This window comes from Streptacidiphilus sp. MAP12-33 (assembly GCF_041261265.1).
In the GTDB taxonomy this organism is placed as follows: Bacteria; Actinomycetota; Actinomycetes; order Streptomycetales; family Streptomycetaceae; genus Streptacidiphilus.
This window is the reverse complement of the sequence record NZ_JBGCCA010000015.1, coordinates 118,377-139,558: the sequence shown is the minus strand read 5'-3', so window position 1 is coordinate 139,558 and position 21,182 is coordinate 118,377. Positions and strand designations below refer to the sequence as shown.

At 72.2% G+C, this 21,182-nt stretch carries 14 protein-coding genes; 6 read left to right on the top strand and 8 right to left on the bottom strand.

The window, feature by feature from the left end:
• The first annotated feature begins 16 nt into the window (after positions 1–16).
• From ABH931_RS17165 to ABH931_RS17155, 3 genes are all read left to right on the top strand, one after another.
• Positions 17–1,507 carry an APC family permease gene (locus tag ABH931_RS17165; RefSeq protein WP_370114061.1) on the top strand — a complete coding sequence of 497 codons (1,491 nt, stop codon included), beginning with the start codon at positions 17–19 and terminating at the stop codon, positions 1,505–1,507.
• 6 nt (positions 1,508–1,513) lie between these two features.
• Positions 1,514–2,389: a carbon-nitrogen hydrolase family protein gene (locus tag ABH931_RS17160; protein ID WP_370114059.1), complete on the top strand. Its 876-nt coding sequence runs from the start codon at positions 1,514–1,516 to the stop codon at positions 2,387–2,389.
• Positions 2,390–2,544: 155 nt separating this feature from the next.
• Positions 2,545–4,068: a glycoside hydrolase family 3 protein gene (locus tag ABH931_RS17155; protein ID WP_370114141.1), complete on the top strand. Its 1,524-nt coding sequence runs from the start codon at positions 2,545–2,547 to the stop codon at positions 4,066–4,068.
• A gap of 53 nt (positions 4,069–4,121) precedes the next feature.
• Here ABH931_RS17155 and ABH931_RS17150 read toward each other — a convergent pair whose 3' ends face one another.
• From ABH931_RS17150 to ABH931_RS17120, 7 genes are all read right to left on the bottom strand, one after another.
• The gene (locus ABH931_RS17150) at positions 4,122–5,795 is read right to left on the bottom strand and encodes a peptide-N4-asparagine amidase (protein WP_370114057.1); all 1,674 of its coding nucleotides are present in this window, start codon (positions 5,793–5,795) and stop codon (positions 4,122–4,124) included.
• Positions 5,796–5,881: 86 nt separating this feature from the next.
• Positions 5,882–8,278 carry an RICIN domain-containing protein gene (locus ABH931_RS17145; protein WP_370114055.1) on the bottom strand — a complete coding sequence of 799 codons (2,397 nt, stop codon included), beginning with the start codon at positions 8,276–8,278 and terminating at the stop codon, positions 5,882–5,884.
• 123 nt (positions 8,279–8,401) lie between these two features.
• Positions 8,402–9,562: an XdhC family protein gene (locus ABH931_RS17140; protein WP_370114053.1), complete on the bottom strand. Its 1,161-nt coding sequence runs from the start codon at positions 9,560–9,562 to the stop codon at positions 8,402–8,404.
• Between the two features lie 81 nt (positions 9,563–9,643).
• Positions 9,644–11,119 (bottom strand): NCS2 family permease, encoded by a 1,476-nt coding sequence (locus ABH931_RS17135; RefSeq protein WP_370114051.1) that lies wholly within the window; start codon positions 11,117–11,119, stop codon positions 9,644–9,646.
• Positions 11,120–11,442: 323 nt separating this feature from the next.
• A complete protein-coding gene (pucD, locus tag ABH931_RS17130) occupies positions 11,443–13,800 on the bottom strand; it encodes a xanthine dehydrogenase subunit D (protein WP_370114049.1) in 2,358 nt (785 codons plus the stop codon).
• The gene (locus ABH931_RS17125; protein WP_370114047.1) at positions 13,797–14,285 is read right to left on the bottom strand and encodes a (2Fe-2S)-binding protein; all 489 of its coding nucleotides are present in this window, start codon (positions 14,283–14,285) and stop codon (positions 13,797–13,799) included. The genes pucD and ABH931_RS17125 overlap by 4 nt, the downstream gene beginning before the upstream one ends.
• The gene (locus tag ABH931_RS17120; RefSeq protein ID WP_370114045.1) at positions 14,282–15,187 is read right to left on the bottom strand and encodes a xanthine dehydrogenase family protein subunit M; all 906 of its coding nucleotides are present in this window, start codon (positions 15,185–15,187) and stop codon (positions 14,282–14,284) included. Before ABH931_RS17120 ends, ABH931_RS17125 begins: the two co-directional genes overlap by 4 nt.
• A 256-nt stretch (positions 15,188–15,443) precedes the next feature.
• Here ABH931_RS17120 and ABH931_RS17115 point away from each other — a divergent pair, with 256 nt between their 5' ends.
• The 3 genes from ABH931_RS17115 to ABH931_RS17105 all read left to right on the top strand — a co-directional run bounded on the left by ABH931_RS17115 (position 15,444) and on the right by ABH931_RS17105 (position 20,486).
• A complete protein-coding gene (locus ABH931_RS17115) occupies positions 15,444–17,468 on the top strand; it encodes a M3 family metallopeptidase (RefSeq protein ID WP_370114044.1) in 2,025 nt (674 codons plus the stop codon).
• A gap of 254 nt (positions 17,469–17,722) precedes the next feature.
• The gene (locus ABH931_RS17110) at positions 17,723–19,288 is read left to right on the top strand and encodes a PucR family transcriptional regulator (protein ID WP_370114042.1); all 1,566 of its coding nucleotides are present in this window, start codon (positions 17,723–17,725) and stop codon (positions 19,286–19,288) included.
• A 103-nt stretch (positions 19,289–19,391) separates the two neighbouring features.
• A complete protein-coding gene (locus tag ABH931_RS17105; protein ID WP_370114040.1) occupies positions 19,392–20,486 on the top strand; it encodes an ROK family glucokinase in 1,095 nt (364 codons plus the stop codon).
• Positions 20,487–20,636: 150 nt separating this feature from the next.
• Here the strand turns inward: ABH931_RS17105 and ABH931_RS17100 are convergent, their stop codons facing one another.
• Positions 20,637–21,113 (bottom strand): N-acetyltransferase family protein, encoded by a 477-nt coding sequence (locus ABH931_RS17100; protein WP_370114038.1) that lies wholly within the window; start codon positions 21,111–21,113, stop codon positions 20,637–20,639.
• Between the last annotated feature and the right edge of the window lie 69 nt (positions 21,114–21,182).

The following is a 21,182-nucleotide window of genomic DNA, read 5'->3' as shown; positions in this document are numbered from 1 at the left end:
CACTCCAGGAGGACCCATGTCGACCGATCCACCCGCCGGAGGCAAAGGGCTGCGGCAGGGCACGGTGGGCCTGCTCGCCGCCGTCTCGCTGGGGCTCGCGTCCGTCGCGCCCGCCTACTCGATCGCCGTGACGCTCGGACTGGTGACGCTGGTGGTCGGGCACCTCGCCCCGGCCGCGCTGCTGGTCGGGTTCGTGCCGATCCTGCTGACCGCCTTCGCCTTCCGGGAGCTCAACCGGGAGATGCCCGACTGCGGCACCACGTTCGTCTGGAACACCCGCGCCTTCGGTCCCGTCGCGGGCTGGCTGGCCGGCGGCTGGGTGGTGCAGGTGGCGACGCTCATCGCGATGACCGCCCTGGCCCAGGTCGGCGCCACCTACCTGCTGGACCTGCTCGGCCTGACCTCGCTCGCCGGCAACACCACCGCCGTCACCGCGACCGCGCTTGTGCTGCTCGCCGCCGTCACGGTCGTCGCCCGGCGCGGGCTGCAGATCGCGGCGGGCGTGCAGTACGTGCTGGTGGCGCTGCAACTGCTGGCGCTGCTCGGCTTCGGCGCGGCGGCGCTGCTGCGGCACGGCGCCGCGCGTCCCTCGCTCGCCTGGCTCAACCCCTTCGGGTTCGGCGGCTTCGGCCCGTTCGCGGAGGCGGTGCTGCTCTGCCTCTACATCTACTGGGGCTGGGACGCGCTGATCACGGTCAACGAGGAGACCAAGGACAGCGAGCGCATCCCCGGCCAGGCCGCCGTCATCACCACCGTGGTGCTGCTCGGCACCTACGTCTTCACGGCCGTCGCCGCGATCTCCTTCGCCGGCACGGGCGGCACCGGGCTCGGGCTCGGCGACCCGGCCAACACCGCGGACGTGCTGGCCACGCTCGGCCCGCCGGTGCTGGGCGCGACGCTGGCCAAGGTGATGCAGCTCGCGGTCTGCGTCTCGGCCGTCTCCGCCCTGCTCACCTGCGTCGTGGGCAGCGCCCGCGGCACGCTCTCGATGGCCGCCCACGGCGCCCTGCCGCGCGCCTTCGCGCGGATCCACCCGAGGCACCGCACGCCCGCGTTCGGCACGGTCTTCTTCGGCGCCGCAGGCGGCGCCCTGCTGGTGGTGCTGTCGGCGGTGTCCACCCGGTTCCTCGGCGACGCGATCCTCTCCATCGGCCTGCTGATCGCCTGCTACTACGGCGTCACCGCGCTGGCCTGCGTCTGGCACTTCCGGCGGCGGCTGCGCCACTCGGTGCGCGACCTGTTCTTCAAGGGCGTCATGCCGCTGCTCGGCGGCCTGATGATGCTGGCCGCGTTCGCGCGCAGCGCGCACGACATGCTCGCGCCGTCCTACGGCAGCACCTCGTTCCACGGCGTCGGCGGCGTCTTCCTGCTCGGCGTCGGCTCGATCGTGCTCGGCGTTCCGGTCGTGCTGCTGGTCCGGGCCCGGTTCCGGCCCTTCTTCACCGAGGGTCGCGACGCGGTCGTCGCCCTCACCGTCACCGACGAACTCACGACCACGGAGGTCTGAATCCCCATGCGTACTCTCGCCGTCGCCGCCGTGCAGACCGCGCCCGTCCCCTACGACACCGAGGCCAGCTGGCAGCGGTTCGCCCAGCGGGTGCGCAGTGTGCGGGCGTTGTTCCCGCACGTCGAACTCGTCGTGGTGCCCGAGCTGTTCCTCGCGGCCGAGGGACCGTTGCTGGAGCCGGCGCCCGAGGGGTGGATGGAGTCGGTCGCGCAGCCCGTGCCCGGTCCGCTGACCGACCGGCTGGCCGGGCTGGCCCGGGAGACAGGTCTGTGGCTGGTGCCCGGGACCGTCTTCGAGCGGGCCGAGGACGGCCGCGTCCACAACACCGCACTGGCGATCTCGCCGCAGGGGGAGATCGCGGCGCGCTACCGCAAGGTCTTCCCCTGGCAGCCCTACGAGCAGGCCGCGCCGGGGCAGGAGTTCACCGTCTTCGACATCCCGGGCAAGGGCCGGATCGGCCTCGCCATCTGCTACGACGGCTCGTTCCCCGAGACGGTGCGCCAACTGGCCTGGCTCGGCGCCGAGGTGGTGATCCAGCCGACGCTGACCACCACCAGGGACCGGGAGATGGAGCTGGTCTGTGCCCGCGCCAACGCCTGGACCAACCAGCTCTACGTCGTCAACCTCAACGCCTCGGACCCGGCCGGCGTGGGCCAGAGCGCGATCGTCGACCCCGAGGGGATCATCCGGCAGCAGGCGGGGTCGGGGGAGGAGGTCCTGGTCGACGTGCTGGACCTGGACGCGGTGGACCGGGTCCGCCGCCACGGTTCGGCCGGGATCAACCGGCCCTGGGCCCAGTTGGCCCGGTACGGGGAGGGCGTGCGGCTGCCGATGTACGGGGGTGGGTTCAAGGTCCCGGAGTGGGTGGCGCGGCACGACTGAGCGGGCGCGGAAACAGCCAGGTGGCGGGGCCGGTCCGGCCCTGCACCGCCCTTGACACCCAGGATTGGTCTAAGCCAATATCCATTTGGTCCGTACCAAGTCGAGTGGGTGTGCGGGACGCTTTCGGCGTGTTGCAGCGGGAGGGCCTGTCGATGATGCACAGCAGCCAAGTGAAGGCCGATCCGGAGCTGCGGCGCCTCGCGCTCTCCGTGCTCCAGCCGGGGTTCGAGGGCACCGAGGCGCCTGACTGGCTGCTGCGCGCCATCAGTGACGGTCTGTCATCCGTGGTGCTCTTCGCCCGCAACATCGCCACGCCCGAGCAGGTGGCCCGGCTCGCGGCCCGACTGCGGTCGGAGAACCCCGAGCTGATCATCGCGATCGACGAGGAGGCGGGCGACGTCACCCGGCTGGAGTCGTGGACCGGCTCGACCCGCCCCGGCAACTTCGCTCTCGGGGCCGTCGACGACGTGGAGCTCACCGAGTCCGTCGCCCGCGACATCGGCCGCGAACTGCACGCCGCCGGGGTCAGTCTGGACTACGCGCCCAGCGCCGACGTCAACTCCAACCCGCGCAACCCCGTGATCGGCGTCCGCTCCTTCGGCGCCGGCACGGACCTGGTGGCCCGGCACACCGCCGCCTGGATCCGGGGCCTCCAGGACGCGGGGGTGGCGGCCTGCGCCAAGCACTTCCCCGGCCACGGCGACACCGCCGTCGACTCCCACCACGGCCTGCCCAGCTACGACGCCACCGTCGCGGAGATCGCGGCGACCGCCCTGCCGCCCTTCCGCGCCGCCCTGGAGGCGGGCGTGCGGGTGGTGATGACGGGTCACCTGCTCGTCCCCGCCTACGACCGGGAGCACCCGGCGACACTCAGCCGGAGCATCATCAACGACCTGCTCCGTGGCGAGCTCGGCTTCGACGGGCTGGTGGTCACCGACGCGATCGAGATGGGCGCGGTCGCCGACCGGTACGGCCTCGGCGGTGCGGCCACCGGCGCGATCGTCGCCGGCTGCGACGCCGTCTGCACCGGTGGCGAGCGGGCCGACGAGGGCATGGTCGCGCTGCTGTCCGGGACGCTGCTGGACGCCGTCGCCGACGGCAGGCTGCCGGAGGGCCGGCTGCGCGAGGCGGCCGGGCGGGTCCGCTCCTTCGCCGCCTGGTCCACCGCCCTCGGCCGGACCGTGCCGACCGACGCGATCCGCGGCGACATCGGCTTCGCCGCCGCCCGCCGGGCGATCCGGCTCACCGGCTCCGCCGACTCGGTCCTGCCGATCGCCGCCGCCCCGCACGTGGTGGAGCTGGTGCCGACGACCAACCTGGCCATCGGCAAGGAGACCCCCTGGGGCGTCGCCACGCCGCTGCGTGAGCGGATGCCCGGAACGACCTTCGTCCGCGTCCACGAGGACCAGCTCGCCACCGCCGGTCCGGTCCTGGACGAGCTGGTGCTGAAGCCCGCCGTCGGCCGTCCGCTCGTCGTGGTCGTCCGCGACGCCTCGCGCCTTGCCTGGATGAGCGCCGCCCTGGACGAGCTGGTCCGGGCCCGTCCCGACGCCATCGTGGTCGAGATGGGCCTGCCGGGGACGGCCCGCCCCGGCGCGGTCCACATCGTCACCCACGGCGCCACGACCGCCTCGGGCGTGGCCGCCGCGGAGACCCTGCTCGCCCGGCGGTCCGCCTAGCGGCGCCCCTGGTCTCTGCCCTCCGGGGGGAGGGCAGAGACCGGAGACCGGAGTCAGCCGCAGTCGTGGCTCACCCGGTCCTGCGTCACGTAGCCGTGCGCGGCGCGGATCAGGTGGTCGTAGCAGGCGCCGGTGTCCGTCGTCCCGCTCCAGTGCTCGGCGTCGCGCCCGTCGGCGGCGGTGACGACGCCGTTCGTGCGGGCCAGCACGCCGGTCGCGTCGACGACGTCGCGGGTCGAGTCCACGGTCCGCCAGTGGTCGCCCTGCTGGACGCTGTCCGTCATGACGCGGCCCTGGTGGACGGTGGCGGACAGGGAGTAGTTGTTCCCGTCCGTGAACACCGGCACGTCGGAGTCCACCGTGATCGGGTAGTCCCAGCTGTGGCGCGTGGCCGTGGCGCGGCCGTGCTGCGGGTCGGTGGTGACGGTGGTGGCGCCCTGCTCGCGCTGCGCCACGACCTGCTGCTGCCCGCCGCCGGAGATCGCGTCGGTGTTCAGGTAGCTCGCGTGTTGGCTCACTGTGGTGCGGACCCGCCCGGCGGAGGTGTCGAGCCAGCCCGCCGTGGTCCAGTCGCGGTGCGCGCTGACGCGCACGTTGACGAGGTCGCCGGCGCCCGGAGTCTCCGTCGTGGTGACGTTCGGGGTCAGCGAGAGGGTGTCCTCGGTGAGCGCGCCGGACGTCTGCGCGGCGTGGTGGTCGGTGTCGAGGAAGAGCGTCGAGTCCACGGTCCAGCCGTCGGCCGCGCCGTACGGGGTGACGGTGAAGGTGTGCGGCCTGCCGTCCACCAGCAGCCCGGCGAAGGGCGTCAGGTCCAGCCCGTAGGCCTGGGTGACGAACTGGTCCACGGCCGGGATCGGCCGCCACAGCGTCGGCACGATGCCGCCGGAGTAGACGACCGGGTACGGCTGCGCGAGCCCGGCGGGCCGTCCGTCCACCGAGACCTGCACCTCGCGGTACGGGCCGCCCCCGCAGAGGTAGTTGGGGTACTTGGCGGCCAGGTCGTCCGGCGCCGAGGTGAACCACTGCTCGTCGCAGCCGCCGCCGCGGGCGTAGACCTCCATGCTCACGTGCGTGAGGTTGCGCGGGAGCGTGACCGTCCTGGAGGAGGACTGGCCGGGGTTGAGGTAGGTCCAGCCCGCGTCGGTGGTCGAGGCGGAGAGCGGCAGCACCTCGTCGGCGGTGCGCGCGGCCGGGTGGTGGCGGTCGGCCTGGTAGTACGTCAGCGTCAGCTTCATGTGGTAGACGCCGGTGTAGGTGGAGTTGACCACGTTGCCGAGCGAGACCGCGATCGGCTGCGCCTGCCGCAGCAGCGGGATGAACTCGCTGACGTCCTTCTGCAGCGACCAGCTGATGCCCTGCGTGGTCGGCTCCGGCGTGCTGGTGCGCAGCACCTCGGCCCCGCCGATCCACACGCCCGCGAGCCGGTCGTACTGCCGGCCCTGCACACTGCCGGACCAGGTCAGCACGACCTTGTTCCACGGCCCCGCGCATGCGGCGGGCGGGGTGAGCGTGCCGCTCCAGGCGGGGGAGGAGATGGTGTTGCCGAAGTCGTTCTGCATGGCGGTGACCGTGCAGTGAGGAGTGTCGGGCGCGCTGATGGGTGGTAGCGCGGTGACCGGGTTCTGGTAGTTGGTCTCGATGCCCGGCGAGTCGGCCTGGGCCGTTCCCGACCCGAGCAGTGCCGCACAGAGCACCGCGGCTGCGCCGAGGATGCCTACGATCCGCATGGGTTCCCTCCCGTCGATCTTGACTGGGTGGTACGGGAGGGAACCCTGGCACCCCTACGCGGGGAGACACAAGAGGGCGTCGGGGTCTACCCGTTGACCGCGACGGTGGCCGTCTGGCCCGGAGCCACCGTGACGTCCGCGTACGTGTAGGTCAACCCGTTCTCGGTCACGGTCCGCGCCGGGCGGGTGACGTCGTTGACGGTGATCGTGGTGTGGACGCCGGTGAAACGGGCCTGCCAGTGGCGGGGGGTGGGGCCGGTGTTGGTGAGGGAGCTGCGGGTCCGGCCGTCCTGGCGGAGGGTCACCGTGCCGTCGCCGACCGGGATCGAGGCGACCTGGAGCCAGCCGATGGACGCGGGCAGCTGGGAGGCGGTCACCAGGGAGGACGCGTTCGGGCCCGGCTGGACGCCGAGGAGGCCCTGGACGGTCTGGGAGAGCAGGGTGAACGGGATCTCGGGGTAGTCGCCGTTCAGCAGGGTGCCGCCGACGTGGACCTGGTCGACGCTCGCGTAGATGCTCTGCATCCACTTCCACGCCGTCGCGCCGTCGTGGCCGGCGAAGAACGCGTCCGGGAGGTAGGTGAAGCCCTCCTCGTTCACGGACCGGTTCGGGCCGGAGTCCTGCTGGTCGATGAAGGAGAGGTAGTCGGTCAGGCGCGGGCCCGGGTCGAGCAGGTTCTTCATCGGGATGAGCACGCTGGTCTCGTAGCCCCAGTCGCTGATCGGGTTCCCGGCCGTGTCGTAGGCGTGGACGACCGCGCCGGGGTTCTTCGGGTCCACGCTCCAGGTGGAGTTGAACCACGCCTTCAGCGCCGTCGCGTCCTTGGCGTAGGTGGCCGCCTGTGCCTTCTGGCCCTTGGCGGCGGCGAGTTCGGCCGCGCCGAGGTAGGCCTGGTACTGGGACGCGAGCTCGTCGCCGGCCTCGGCGTACGTCGTGCTGCCGTTCTCCGCGTAGCTGGCGATCCCGGCGAAGATGTCGTTGCTCGTCGCCTGCGGCACCGGCACCGGCCCTGCCGCCAGCGGGCCGGTCTCGCGGGTGATGAGGGGGCCGAGGGTGTTCTTCACGTAGCCGTTCAGCACCGGGTCCTTCAGGTAGTCCTGGTCGCCGGTCCAGGCGTAGGCCTCGGCGGTCTTCTGGACCAGCTCGAAGGGGGCCGGGAGCTCGCGGACGAAGGAGCTCGGGCTGTGGTAGTCGATGTTGCCCCAGGTCTTCGCGTCCATGTTGACCGACCAGACCGGGAAGTCGCCGTTGGTGCTGTTGGCGGAGGCGGCGAAGGCGCGCAGCATCGTCTTGTTCTGCGCGTCCAGGCCCAGCAGGTGGGCGCCGACCATCTGGTGGGCGAAGTCGCGGATGTAGAAGTCGGAGCGGAACGGGTAGCCCGCCCAGTAGGTCGTCGCGTAGGGGGCGGTGCCGGCTCCCGCGACGTTGTTCTCGTCCATGTTGACGACACCGTTCGCGCCGGTCGCCGAGACCCAGCTGTTCGCCTTGACCTTGGCCCAGTCGAACATGGAGACGACCGTCGGGTCGGACGAGGTGATCTGCGGGTCGTTCGGCGCGGAGGGCACCAGCGTGACGTCGTCGAAGTTGACCCAGCCGGTGGGCGAGGAGCCGATGGTCACCGTGACCGTGTCGCCCGGCACCACCTTCAGGTACGGCGCCGTGTACTTCACGTACAGCGAGTGGTCGGCGAGCGGGAGCGTCTGCGCGGTGCGGCCGTCGACGGCGACGGTGAGCGTGCCGCCGGCAGCGCCGGTGGCGACCCACGCGGACAGGTCGTAGGACCCGGCCCGCGTCGCGGTCACCGTCTGGCTGACGGTGTAGCCGGTGCCGGCGTCGAGGTAGGCCGCACTCGTGCCCGAGTGCGGGTAGTTGGTGCCGATGCCGGTGTGGTCGCCGAAGGTCCAGCCGTAACGCCCGCGCTCGAAACCGGGGTTGGTGAACTCCAGCGGGTCGGCGTCGGTGAGCGCGAAGCGTTGCCCCGGGCCGCCGTCGCAGGGCTCCTGCCGCAGGGCGGCCTCGGTCGCGGTGCCGGAGGGCAAGGTCAGGCATTGGCCGCCGCTCTGTGCCACCAGGGCGTACTGACGGGTGCCGAGAGGCCGCAGCTCGAACTGCGCGGCGGCGGGCACGTTCCCGCAGTCCTGTGTGGTGACCGGTGCCCCGGCCTTCGTCCCGTCGCCGGAGACCACCGCGCACCGCTGGCTCGCGACGTCGATGAGCATGTAGCGGGCGGGTGAGTCGGCGTTGACCTGCCACAGCTTCCAGTGCTGGGTCAGCAGGCCCTCGCAGCGGGCCCGGACCACGGCCGTGCCCGCGCCGAGCTGCGCGTAGCGGGTCCCGAGGCACTGCCCGGTCAGGGGCGAGCTGATGGTGTAACTGCTGCCGCTCACCGCGCCGTCGGCGGTGGCGGCTTGCGCCGGGCTGACGGCGACGACCGGTGCGCTGAGCAGGGCGAGGGCCACCGGCAGGGTACGTGCGAGAGGCATGGAGGTCTCTCCTCGGAGGAAGGGGGACGACGCCTCGGTACCATAGTTATGTGAAATGGCACTGACATCAACGCGCTGACGGATTGACAAGGCGTCAATCCGTCAGATCAGGAGTTCACGCGCTCACGCGATGCGGCGCGGCTCCTCGGCCGCCCCGCGGTGGTCGTGGTGGATCGGGCCGTTGTGGGCGGAGAGCGGCAGGCAGCCGCCGCCACGACGGTGGGCGACGATCTCGGCGGCGACCGCCACGGCCGTCTCCTCCGGGGTGCGGGCGCCGAGGTCCAGGCCGATGGGGGAGCGCAGCCGGTTGATCTCCACCTCGGTCAGGCCGACCCCGCGCAGACGGTCGAGCCGGTCGTGGTGGGTACGGCGCGAGCCCATGGCGCCGACGAAGCCGAGCGGCATCCGCAGCGCCCGCTCCAGCAGCGGGATGTCGAACTTGGCGTCGTGAGTCAGCACGCACAGCGCGGTTCGTGCGTCCAGGCGGCCGGCCGCCGCCTCCGCGTCGAGGTAGCGGTGCGGCCACTCGACCACGACCCGGTCCGCCTCGGGGAAGCGCCGCTCGGTGGCGAAGACGGGACGGGCGTCACAGACGGTCACGTCGTAGCCGAGGAACTTGCCGACCCGGGCCACCGCGCCCGCGAAGTCGATCGCCCCGAAGACGATCATGCGCGGGGCGGGCGCGTAGGACTCGACGAAGAAGACCGCCGCCGCCTCGGAGTTCGGGTCGCACGGGCGGCCGTCGAGGGCGAAGGTGAGCTGCCCGGTACGGCCGGCGTCCAGCATGGCGCGGGCCTGGCGGACGGCGGCGGCCTCCAGCAGGGGGGTGTCGATCGTCCCGTGGTGCGCGTCGCCGGTGACGGCGAGCGTCACGCCGAGCAGGTGTGCCGGGCCGCTGATGCAGCGGACCAGGGCGACGGGCGTGCCGGAGTGGATGTAGGCGACGCCCGCGTCCAGCCCCGCGTCCGCACCGGGACGGACCGGCTGGACGAAGACGTCGATGATCCCGCCGCAGGTCAGGCCGACGGCGAAGGCGTCCTCGTCGCTGTAGCCGAAGCGGTGCAGCACCGGTTCGCCGCTCGCCAGCGCCTCCTCGCACATCGTGTAGACGGCGCCCTCGACGCAGCCACCGGAGACCGAGCCCACGGCCTCGCCGTCCGCGTCCACAGCCAGTGCGGCGCCCGGGTCGCGCGGGGCGCTCCCGGACACGGCGACGACGGTGGCCACGGCGAAGGGGCGCCCGGCGGAGTGCCAGGCGGCGAGCTGCTCGGCGATGTCCTGCATCGGAGGTGCTCCTTGCAACAGCGAAGTCGAGATACGGATGGTGCCGGGCCGTTCCCACGAGGGGAACGGCCCGGCGGGGGCTCAGTGGATCCCGAGCCAGAGCTTGATCGGATGCAGCGCGAAGTAAACGAGGAAGACCGCCGTCAGACCCCACATCAGCACACCCGGCTCACGCCAGCGGCCACGGCCGGCCTTGATGGCGCAGTAGGCGATGACGCCCGCGCCGACACCGGCAGTGATCGAGTAAGTGAACGGCATCAGCGCGATCGTGAGGAAGGCGGGGATCGCCACCTCGCGGTCGGCCCACTCGATGTGGCGGGCCTGGGCCAGCATCATCGAGCCGATGACGACCAGCGCGGCCGCCGCGACCTGACCGGGCACCATGCCGGCCAGCGGGGTGAAGAACAGCATCGCGGCGAAGACCAGGCCGGTGACGACCGAGGAGAAGCCGGTGCGGGCCCCCTCGCCGACGCCGGTCGCCGACTCGATGAAGACCGTCTGGCCGGACGCACCCGCCACACCGCCGATGATGCCGCCGGTGCCGTCGACGAACAGCGCCTTGGACAGGCCCGGCATCCGGCCCTGCTCGTCGGCCAGGCCCGCCTCGGTGCCGATGCCGATGATGGTGGCCATGGCGTCGAAGAAGCCGGCCAGCACCAGGGCGAAGACCGCGAAGCCGGCGCTCAGCGCGCCCATGCCGTGACTTCCGAACGCACCGAACAGGTCGATGTGGCCGAAGAGGCCGAAGTCGGGCGAGGAGACCGGGTTGCCGGGCCACTTCGGCACCGACAGGCCCCAGACGGAGTCCGGCAGGTTCAGCGCGGCCTGGAGGATCAGCGACAGCACGGTGCCGAAGACGATGCCGATGAGGATCGCGCCCGGGACCTTGCGGGTCTGCAGGATGAAGATGGTCAGCAGCGTGATCGAGAAGATCAGCACCGGCCAGCCCTGCAGGTTGTCGCTGACGCCGAGCTGCAGCGGGGTCTCGCTGTGCGCGGCGTCCGGGACACGGGACACGAAGCCGGCGTTGACCAGGCCGATCAGCGCGATGAACAGGCCGATCCCGATGGTGATGGCGTGCTTGAGCGCCATCGGTATGCCGTTCATGATCTTCTCGCGCAGGCCGGTGACGACCAGCAGCACGATGGCGGCGCCGTAGATGACACAGAGGCCCATGGCCTGGGGCCAGGTGATATGAGGCACCATCACCGCTGCGAGGGTGTTGGAGACGCTCAACCCGGCGGCCGCGGCGAGCGGCGCGTTGCCGACCACACCGAGCAGGATCGTGGTGACGGCGGCGGCGAGGGCGGTGGCGGTGGTGACCTGCGCGTGGCTGAGGTGGGCCCCGTTCACGTCCGGTACGGACAGGATGATCGGGTTCAGCAGCAGGATGTACGCCATCGCCATGAAGGTGGTCAGACCACCTCGGACCTCGCCCCCGAGGGTGGACCCTCGGAGAGAGATCTTGAAGAACGCGTCGATGGCGTTCTTCGGCTTCGGCTCGGACCCTCTGTTGGGGTCCGAAGAGACGCTGGATTCCGTGGAGATCTGGGTCACGGGTTCCACTCCCAAGTTTCGAAGGGGGTTGGGGTGGAGCGGCCGGCCTGGGTGACCCTCTAGGCGGGGAAACAGGGGACGGTGCGGCGCGCTTCTCTACAGGTGCTTCCGGGGTTCACGTGCCTCGGCGAAGGCGTCGTGCCGGTTGGTGCGGGGTACATCGGAGACTTTCTGCACTAGGTGGAGCGGCGGTGCTGGGTGGAGCTGTGAGGGTGGAGCGGTGGGGCTGGTGGTGCTGGTGGTGCGACCCCGGGGCGGGGCGCGGGAAGACCTGACATGGAGTGCCTCGCCCCGGGGTGGTTCGGTGGGCCTGTGTCCAGGCCTTACTCGCCGGTGCCGGTCAGGTGCTCGGGGCGAACCGGGACCCGGTTCAGCGCGAGACCCGTGGCCGCTCGGATCGCTGCCACGACCGCCGGCGTCGACGAGAGGGTGGGCGCCTCGCCGACACCGCGCAGCCCGTAGGGGGCGTGCTCGTCGGCGAGTTCGAGGACGTCCACCGGTTGCGGCGGGGTGTCCAGGATGGTGGGGATGAGGTAGTCGGTGAAGGACGGGTTCCTGACCTTGCCGTCCTTGACGACGATCTCCTCCATGACCGCGAGGCCCAGGCCCTGGGTGGAACCACCCTGGATCTGGCCCACGACGGAGAGCGGGTTGAGGGCCTTGCCCACGTCCTGGGCGGCGGCCAGCTCGACGACCTTGACCAGGCCCAGCTCCACGTCCACGTCCACCACGGCGCGGTGCGCGCAGAAGGTGTACTGCACGTGGCCGAAGCCCTGCCCGGTCTCCTTGTCGAAGGGGACGGTCGGGCGGTGGTGGTGCTCGCGGGTCAGGTCGATGGCGCTGTCGCCGAGCAGGTCCGCGATCGGGACCAGCGCGCCGGCGGAGGCGGAGACGACCTTGCCGCCGACCAGCGACAGGTCGTTGTAGTCCCAGCCGTAGCGCTTGCGGCCCAGGGCCAGCAGCTCGTTGCGCACGGCCTCGGCCGCGAGCTTGACGGCGCCGCCGGTCATGTAGGTCTGGCGCGAGGCAGAGGTCGAACCGGCCGAGCCCACCTCGGTGTTGGCGGGGTGGATGGTGACCCGCTCGACACCGAGCTCGGTGCGGGCGATCTGGCCGTGGACGGTGACGCCGCCCTGGCCGACCTCGGCCATGGCCGTGTGCACCATGGCGACCGGCTCGCCGCCGATGACCTCGAGGCGCACCCGCGCGGTGGAGTAGTCGTCGAAGCCCTCGGAGAAGCCGACGTTCTTGATGCCCACCGCGTAGCCGACGCCGCGCACGATGCCCTCGCCGTGCGAGGTGTTGGACAGCGCGCCCGGGATGTCACGGACGTCGAGGTGCGTGGTGTCCAGGGCCGGCGGCAGCGGCAGCGCCTTGACGCGGCGCAGCAGCTCGGCGACCGGGGCCGGGGAGTCGATCTCCTGGCCGGTCGGCATGATCGAGCCCTGCTCCACGGCGTTGAGCTGGCGCAGCTCCACCGGGTCCATGTTCAGCTCGGCGGCCAGCTTGTCCATCTGCGCCTCGTAGGCGAAGCAGGCCTGGACCGCGCCGAAGCCGCGCATGGCGCCGCAGGACGGGTTGTTGGAGTAGAGCGCGACCGCCAGCATGTTGACGTTCGGGATCTCGTAGGGGCCCATGCCCAGCGAGGCGGCGTTGCCGACGACGGCGGGGGAGGCGGAGGCGTAGGCGCCGCCGTCCAGCACGATCCGGGCGTCGCAGTAGACCAGCTTGCCGTCGCGGGTGGCGCCGGTCTCGTAGGTCAGCTTGGCCGGGTGGCGGTGCACGTGCCCGAAGAAGGACTCCTCGCGGGAGTACACGATCTTGACGGGCTTGCCGGTGCGCTGCGCCAGCAGGCAGGCGTGGATCTGCATGGACAGGTCCTCGCGACCGCCGAAGGCGCCGCCGACACCCGCGAGGGTGAGGCGCACCTTGTTCTCCGGCAGGCCGAGGACGGGCGCGATCTGCTCGCGGTCCACGTGCAGCCACTGGGTGGCGATGTAGAGGTCGATGCCGCCGTCCTCGGCGGGCACCGCCATGCCGGACTCCGGGCCGAGGAAGGCCTGGTCCTGCATGCCGACCACGTAGTCGCCCTTGATGACGACGTCGGCCAGCGCGCGCACCTCGTCGGTGACGCCGAGACCGGAGACCACCTTCTGCGAGTGGACGATGTTGCCGGACGCGTGGCCCTTGTACTCGTCCGGGGTGTGCACGTACCCGTAGGTCTCCGGGTCGAGGCACTGCTCCTCGGTGGTGATCGTCGGCAGCAGCTCGTACTCGACCTTGATCTTGGCGAGCGCGCGGCGGGCGGTCTCCGGGTGGTCCGCGGCCACGATGGCGATGGCCTCGCCGTGGTAGCGGATCTTGCCGGTGGCCAGCGCCGGCTGGTCCTTGATCTCCAGGCCGTAGAACTTGACGCCGGGGATGTCGTCGTAGGTCATCACCGCGTACACGCCGGGGTGCTTGACGGCCTCGGAGGTGTCCACGGAGAGGATGCGCGCGTGGGCGTGCGGCGAACGCAGGGCCATGCCCCAGAGCATGTCCTCGTGCCACATGTCCGAGGAGTAGGCGAACTCGCCCTTGACCTTCAGGATGCCGTCCGGGCGCAGCGGCGAGCCGCCGATGCCGTCCGGGTGGGCGGTGGTGATGTTCTGGAGGTTCTTCTCCGTACGGATCTGGCTCACTGCGACACCTCCGAGTGCGAACACTTGCGGGCGGAGGCGAGGCGGACGGCGTCCATGATCTTCTCGTAACCGGTGCAGCGGCACAGGTTGCCCGAGAGGGCCTCGCGGATGTCGTTGTCGCTGGGCTGCGGGTTGCGCTCCAGCAGGTCGTGCGACTGCACCAGCAGACCGGGGGTGCAGAAGCCGCACTGCACGGCGCCGGCGTCGACGAAGGCCTGCTGGACGTCGTCCAGACCGGTCTCCGGGTCGGCCAGGCCCTCGACGGTGCGGACCTCGCGGTCCTGCACCTGGCCGGCCGCGACCAGGCAGGAGCAGACCGGGGCGCCGTCGAGGTAGACGGTGCAGGAGCCGCACTCACCCTGCTCGCAGGCGTTCTTGGAGCCCGGCAGGCCCAGACGCTCGCGCAGCATGAACAGGAGGCTCTCGCCCTCCCAGACGTCGTCCGCCTCGACCTCGCGGCCGTTGGCGGTGAAGGTCACCCTCATGCTGCGCTCCTCAGGGACTGCGTGTACTCGTTCCAGGTCCAGGTCAGGGTCCGCCGGGCCATGACCGCCAGCGCGTGGCGGCGGTAGGCGGCGGTCCCGCGGACGTCGTCGATCGGCGACGCGGCGGCCGTGACCAGCTCGCCGAAGCGCTGGATCGCGGCCGGGCCGATCAGGGCGCCGGACTCCCACAGGCCGCGCTCGGCCAGCTCGCCGGCGATGAACTCCTCGGCCTCGACCGCACGGCGCGGCGTGGGGGCCGCGGAGCCGATGCCGGTGCCGACCGTGCCGTTCTTGGGGTGCAGCGCGAGACCGAAGGCGCACACCGCGATGACCATCGCGTTGCGGGTACCGATCTTCGAGAACTGCTGCGGGCCGTCGGCCACGGGGATGCGGACGGCGCGGATCAGCTCGTCGGGCTCCAGGCTGTTGCGCTTGACGCCGACGTAGAACTCGTCGATCGGGATCAGCCGGGTGCCGCGGACGGACTCGGCCTCGACCAGGACGTCACGTCCGGCGGCGAGCAGCGCGGGGTGCGCGTCGCCGGCGGGCGAGGCGCCGCCGAGGTTGCCGCCGACGGAGCCGCGGTTGCGGATCTGCGGGGAGCCGACAGTGTTGCCGGCCAGGGCGAGACCGGGCAGCTCCCGGCTCAGCTCGCGGGTGATGCGGGCGTAGGGGACCGCGGCTCCGAGCCGGATCACCTCGCCCTCCTGGCCCTCGAAACGGCCGGACTCCCACGCGGTCAGCTCGCTGATCCGGTTCAGGTCCAACAGGGCGGACGGGCGGTGACGGTCGAAGTTGAGCTCGACCATCACGTCCGTACCGCCGGAGATCGGCAGTGCGGACGGCTGCTCGGCCTTCGCCGCGAGTGCCTCGTCCCAGGTGGCGGGCCGCAGGAACTCCATGCGGGTGACTCCTTCGGTGGGTACGGCAAGTTTTGCGTGGGGAGGTACATGGGGAGGTGTGAGCAGTACACAAGTCGCACGGGTTGTGCCGTCAGTCACTGATGGCATGAGCCGCGCCGCTGAGCTCACCCGGATGGCTGTACTTTTCTCCAACGGTCGGCGAACGGAACGCGGCGGGGGGATGGAGCCGGGTGGCTGTTCTCCTGGCGCGAAAGAGCGACGCGGGGCTGCCACCCCCGGGCGTAGTGTCGTGGCTGTGACTCAGCCCACGACGAACCCGTTCCGGCAGCCCAGCACGCTTCCCTTCGCGCTCCCGCCCTTCGCGGAGATCGAGGAGGCCCACTACCTGCCCGCCTTCGAGGCCGGCATGGCCGAGCAGCTCGACGAGATCGCGGCCATCACGGCGAACCCCGAGCCCGCCGACTTCGAGAACACCCTGGTCGCTCTGGAACGCACCGGTCAGCTGTTGCGCCGGGTGCACCTGGTGTTCTTCAACAAGGCCGCGTCCGACTCCACGCCCGCGCTGCGCGAGCTGGACGCGGAGATCAGCCCGCGGCTGGCCGCGCACACCGACGCCATCCAGCTCGACCCGGCCCTGTTCGCCCGCGTCGACGCCGTCCACGAGCGCCGCGAGGAGCTCGGTCTGGACCAGGCAGACCTGCGGCTGCTGGAGTACTGGCACACGCGCTTCGTCCGCGGCGGCGCCCGCCTCGACGCGACCGGCCAGACCCGGCTGCGCGAGCTCAACGCCGAGCTGGCCACGCTCGGCACCACCTTCGAACAGAACCTGTTCACCGCCACCCGCGCCGCCGCCCTCGTCCTGGACACCGCCGAGGAGCTGGACGGCCTCCCGGCCGGCGCGATCGCCGCCGCCGCGGAGAACGCCAAGGCGCTCGGCCACCCGGGCAAGTACGTGCTCAGCCTGAAGAGCTTCACCAACCAGAGCGAGCTGGCCTCGCTCGCCGACCCCGGACTGCGCGCCCGCCTGCTCGACGCCTCGCTGGGCCGCGGCGTCCAGGAGAACGGTCCGCTCGCCGCCCGCCTCGCGGCCCTGCGCGCCGAGCGCGCCGCGCTGCTCGGCTTCCCCTCGCACGCCGCCTACGTGGTGGCCGACCAGACGGCCGGCACCACCGAGGCCGTCGAGACGATGCTGGGCGGCCTGGTCGCCCCCGCCGTCGCGAACGCCGACCGCGAGGGCACGGCGCTGGCCGCGGCGGCGGGCGTGGACCGCGTCCCCGCGTCGGACTGGCTGTTCCTGTCCGAGCAGGTGCGCAAGGAGCGCTACGCGGTGGACGGCGCGCAGATGCGTCCCTACCTGGAGCTGGAGTCGGTGCTGCGGCGCGGCGTCTTCCACGCCGCCGGCCTGGTCTACGGCATCACCTTCGAGGAGCGGCCCGATCTGGTCGCCTACCACCCCGACGCGCGCGTCTTCGAGGTGCGGGAGGCGGACGGCCGCCCGATCGGCCTGTTCATCGGAGACTTCTTCGCCCGCGAGTCCAAGCGCGGCGGCGCCTGGATGGACGCGGTCGTCGAGCAGTCCGACCTGCTCGGGCAGCGCCCGGTGGTGGTCAACAACCTCAACATCGCCAAGCCCCCGGCCGGCGAGCCGGCCCTGCTGAGCTGGGACGAGGTGCGGACCCTCTTCCACGAGTTCGGCCACGCGCTGCACGGGCTCTTCTCCGACGTGCGCTACCCCTCGCAGTGGATGGAGGTGCCGCGCGACTTCGTCGAGTACCCCTCCCAGGTCAACGAGATGTGGCAGGAATGGCCCGAGGTCCTCGAGAACTACGCCCGCCACTACGAGACCGGCGAGCCGATGTCCGCCGAGCTGGTCGAGCGGGTGCGCGAGGCGCAGAACTTCGGTGAGGGCTTCCGCACGGTCGAGTACCTGGCCGCGGCCCTGCTGGACTGGGCCTGGCACAGCGCGACGCCCGGCGGCGAGGTCGACGCGGAGGCGTTCGAGACGGCGGCGCTCCAGGGCTACGGCCTGGCCCACCCGTCCATCCCGCCGCGCTACCGCACGGGCTACTTCGCGCACGTCTTCGCCGGGGGCTGGTACGCGGCGGGCTACTACGGCTACATCTGGTCCGAGGTCCTGGACGCGGACACGGTGGAGTGGTTCGGGCAGTCGGAGCGCTCCGTCCGCGAGAGCGGCGAGATCTTCCGCCGCGTCCTGCTCTCGCCCGGCGGCGGCGTGGACCCCATGGCCGCCTTCGCCTCCTTCCGCGGCCGCGCCCCGGAGCTCCAGCCGCTGCTGAAGCGGCGCGGACTGGAGGGCTAGAACCTACAGTGGGCTGCAACGTGTGCTGCCGCAGGTTGTCGTAGCACGTCAGGGGCGCGGGGCTGTGCGACAAGCCACCCACGTGGGGGTCGCTCGGCGAGCAGGGCCGTCCGCACACGGCGGTTGCTCGCGCAGTTCCCCGCGCCCCTTGAGATAGTGCAATCACAGCTCGGAGCAATTCCTCGCGCCGCTGGTGGGTCGGGTACCGTCTCCCGGAAGCCCATCCCTTTTGCCGAGTTTCGGAGGTACCCGACGTGCGGATCGGTGCGCTGCTCGCTCCCACCGCACCGCCGATGCGGCTGCTCGCGGGGGGCGAAGAGCTCGACCGTGTGGTGACCGGTGTGATGACCACGGACCTGCGGGATCCGAGTCGGTACCTGCACGGCGGGGAGCTCGTCCTCACCGGCATGTTGTGGCGGTACGAGCCGGAGGACTCCGAGCGCTTCGTGCGCCATCTGGCCTCCGGAGGTGCCGCCGGCCTCGCCGCCGGGGAGGCGGAGGTCGGGCCCGTGCCGCAGGACCTCGTCGACGCCTGCGACCGGCACCGCCTGCCGCTCTTCGCCGTCCCGGACGACGTCGCCTTCGGCTCCGTCGCCGAGTACGTCAACCGGCAGGTCTCCGCCGACCGCGCCGCGGACCTCTCCGCGCTCGTGGACCGCCACCGCATGCTGGTCTCCGCCGCCAGCGGCGCCGGACTGGACGCGGTCCTGCAGCTCCTGGGCGGGGACGTCGACCTGGAGAGCTGGGTGCTCACGCCGACCGGCCGACTCGTCGCCGGGCCCGTCGACGGGCTCGACGCCGTCGAGCGGGAGGCGCTGGTCCGGGCCCATCTGGAGGCCCAGCGCCGCCGCAGCACGCCCGCCAGCCGCACCCGCGTCGGCGACCGCCAGTTCTCGCTGCTGCCGGTGCCCGGCGGCACGCCGCTCGCGCAGTGGCTCCTTGCCGTCGAGGGCGACATCACCGACTGGACCGCCAAGCGCCGCCAGCTCGCCGAGAACCTGGCCCGGCTCGTCTCCGCCGAGCGGGTCCGCCGCGACGACGGCCGCACGCTGCGCGCGCGCCTTGCCGACGAGATGATCACGCTGCTGCAGCGCGACGCCGCCCCCGACGAGCTGCTGCGGGCCCTGGAGGCTGCGCACGCGATGAGCAACCGGCCGGAGCTGCCGCTGCCGCAGACGTTCGTCGTGGTCTCCGTCGCGGGGCAGGCCCTCGCCGAGGGGGAGGCCCGCGAGGCCGTCGCCGAGGCGCTCACCGGTTTGGACGACCGGGCGCTGGTCGGCGACGACGGCGACGCCGCCGTCGTGCTGCTGCCCCAGCCGCAGGGCGAGGCGACCGCCTCCGAGGTGCTCGCCGAGCTGCTCGCGCCGCTGGAGGCGGGCCTCGGCCCGGAGGGCCGGCTGACCGTCGGCGTCAGCGCGCCCGCCGACGGCGTCGGCGGCCTGCGCGGCGCGCTGGAGGAGGCCCGGCACGCCCGCCGGATCGCCGCCGCCCGCCTCGGCCGGCTCTGCGTCGCCGGACCGGAGGAGCTGGCCTCGCACGTGCTGCTGCTGGCCGCCGTACCCGACGAGGTGCGCCGCGCCTTCCGCTCCCGCCTGCTGGACCGCGTCATCGGCTACGACCTGGAGCACCAGGCGGACCTGGTCCGCACCCTGGAGGCGTTCCTGCGCTACGACGGCTCCTGGACCCGCTGCGCGGCGGCGCTGCACGTGCACGTCAACACGCTGCGCTACCGGATCGGCCGGATCGAGGAGCTGACCGGGCGTGACCTGTCCCGCCTGGAGGACCGGGTGGACTTCTTCCTCGCCCTCGAACTGAGCTGATATCGGGCTGATCCCGAGCTGATCCCGAATCGCGCGGGGCACCCTCCAGACGGCAGGATGGGACCACCCACCAGCGCGCACACGGATCGGATCGGACCCCGAGTTGAGCAGCGACTACGCCGAGTACGTCCGCAGGACGGCCCTGCGCCTGCCGACCGTCGGCATCGACATCGGCGGCACGAAGATCGCCGCCGGGGTTGTCGACGGCGAGGGCCGGATCCTGGAGCAGCTGCGCACCGAGACCCCGCACAAGAGCAAGAGCCCCAAGGTCGTCGAGGACGTCATCACCGAGCTGGTGCTCGACCTCGCCGACCGCCACGACGTCCACGCGGTCGGCATCGGCGCCGCCGGCTTCGTCGACGCCCAGCGGGCACGGGTGCTCTTCGCACCGCACCTGAGCTGGCGCAACGAGCCGCTCCAGGCGGCGCTGACGGACCGGCTGAAGCTGCCGGTCATCGTCGAGAACGACGCCAACGCCGCCGCCTGGGCGGAGTGGCGCTTCGGCGCGGGCGCGGGGGAGGAGCACCTGGTGATGGTGAACCTCGGCACCGGCATCGGCGGCGCGATCGTGCGCGGCGGGCGTCTGGAGCGCGGCCGCTACGGCATGGCGGGCGAGTTCGGCCACATGACGGTCGTCCCCGGGGGCCACCGCTGCCCCTGCGGCAACCGGGGCTGCTGGGAGCAGTACTCCTCCGGCAACGCGCTGGTCCGCGAGGCGCGCGAGCTGGCGGCGGCGGAGTCGCCGGTGGCCCAGCCGCTGCTGGACCGCGTGGAGGGCGACGTCGCGGCGATCACCGGCCCGTTGGTCACCGAGGCCGCCCAGGACGGCGACCCGTGCGCGGTCGAGCTCCTGCAGGAGATCGGCCAGTGGCTGGGCCTCGGCCTCGCCAACCTCGCGGCCGCGCTCGACCCGGGCCGCTTCGTCATCGGCGGCGGCGTCTCCGCGGCGGGCGAGCTGCTGCTCGGCCCGGCCCGTGAGGCCTACCGCCGCAACCTCACCGGCCGCGGCTTCCGCCCGCAGGCGGACATCTTCGAGGCCCGCCTCGGCAACACCGCCGGCCTCATCGGCGCCGCCGACCTCGCCCGCGGCCGCGCCCGCCGCTTCCGCACGGTCAAACGCGCCCGCGTGGAGCGCGCGGCGACCCGCACGGGCGTCGGCCGCCGCCGCACCCAGTGGTGGACCCCGCTGGAGCGCTGAGCGCCGTAAAGCCGGCGACGTCGGCCGGCCGCCCCTGGACAAGGGCGGCCATGGTCGAGGTCGAGGTCGTCGTCGCCCACCCCGGGCGCGCGACCGCTTCGACCCGTCGTCACCGGGTTGCGGGTACGACGTGCTGAGGGCCCGGATGCCCTAGGAGAGGGTCAACTGCATCAGGGCGGTGTCGATCCACCGGCCGTGCTTGAAGCCCACGGCCCTGAGCGTGCCGACGGGCTCGAAGCCGAGGCGGCGGTGGAGGGCCACCGAGGCATCCCCACCGTCGGCGATGACCGCCACCAACTGCCGCAGCTCGGTCTTCCGGCACGCCGTCACCAGGGCGTCGAGGAGTGCGCTTCCGAGGCCCAGCCCCGTGCGGCCCGGTGCGAGGTAGATCGAGTCCTCGCCCGTGTGGCGGTACGCCGCCTTGGGACGGTACTGGCTCACGTACGCGTAACCGGCGATCTCGCCGTCGATCTCGGCCACCAGGAAAGTCGACAAGGTCTCCGCCTTCGCCGCCCAGTCCGCCACGCTCGGCGGGTTCTCGTCGAAGGTGATCACGGTTTCCCGTACGTAGTGGGCGTAGATCGCGGCGACGGCCGCGAGATCGGTGGATTCGGCGGGACGGATCACCGGGTCGGATTCCTCTCCTGCGGATGAAGGTTTTTGCCGTCGGGAAATGCTGACGAAACGTCAGGGCAA

Bases quoted from the DNA above. Each gene is read 5' to 3' on its own strand.
- ABH931_RS17140 (WP_370114053.1), bottom strand. From the start codon at position 9,562: ATGCAGGACATCGCCGAGCAGCTCGCCGCCTGGCACTCCGCCGGGCGC.
- ABH931_RS17120 (WP_370114045.1), bottom strand. From the start codon at position 15,187: ATGGAGTTCCTGCGGCCCGCCACCTGGGACGAGGCACTCGCGGCGAAG.
- ABH931_RS17125 (WP_370114047.1), bottom strand. From the start codon at position 14,285: ATGAGGGTGACCTTCACCGCCAACGGCCGCGAGGTCGAGGCGGACGAC.
- ABH931_RS17145 (WP_370114055.1), bottom strand. From the start codon at position 8,278: ATGCCTCTCGCACGTACCCTGCCGGTGGCCCTCGCCCTGCTCAGCGCA.
- ABH931_RS17155 (WP_370114141.1), top strand. From the start codon at position 2,545: ATGCACAGCAGCCAAGTGAAGGCCGATCCGGAGCTGCGGCGCCTCGCG.
- ABH931_RS17150 (WP_370114057.1), bottom strand. From the start codon at position 5,795: ATGCGGATCGTAGGCATCCTCGGCGCAGCCGCGGTGCTCTGTGCGGCA.
- ABH931_RS17165 (WP_370114061.1), top strand. From the start codon at position 17: ATGTCGACCGATCCACCCGCCGGAGGCAAAGGGCTGCGGCAGGGCACG.
- ABH931_RS17160 (WP_370114059.1), top strand. From the start codon at position 1,514: ATGCGTACTCTCGCCGTCGCCGCCGTGCAGACCGCGCCCGTCCCCTAC.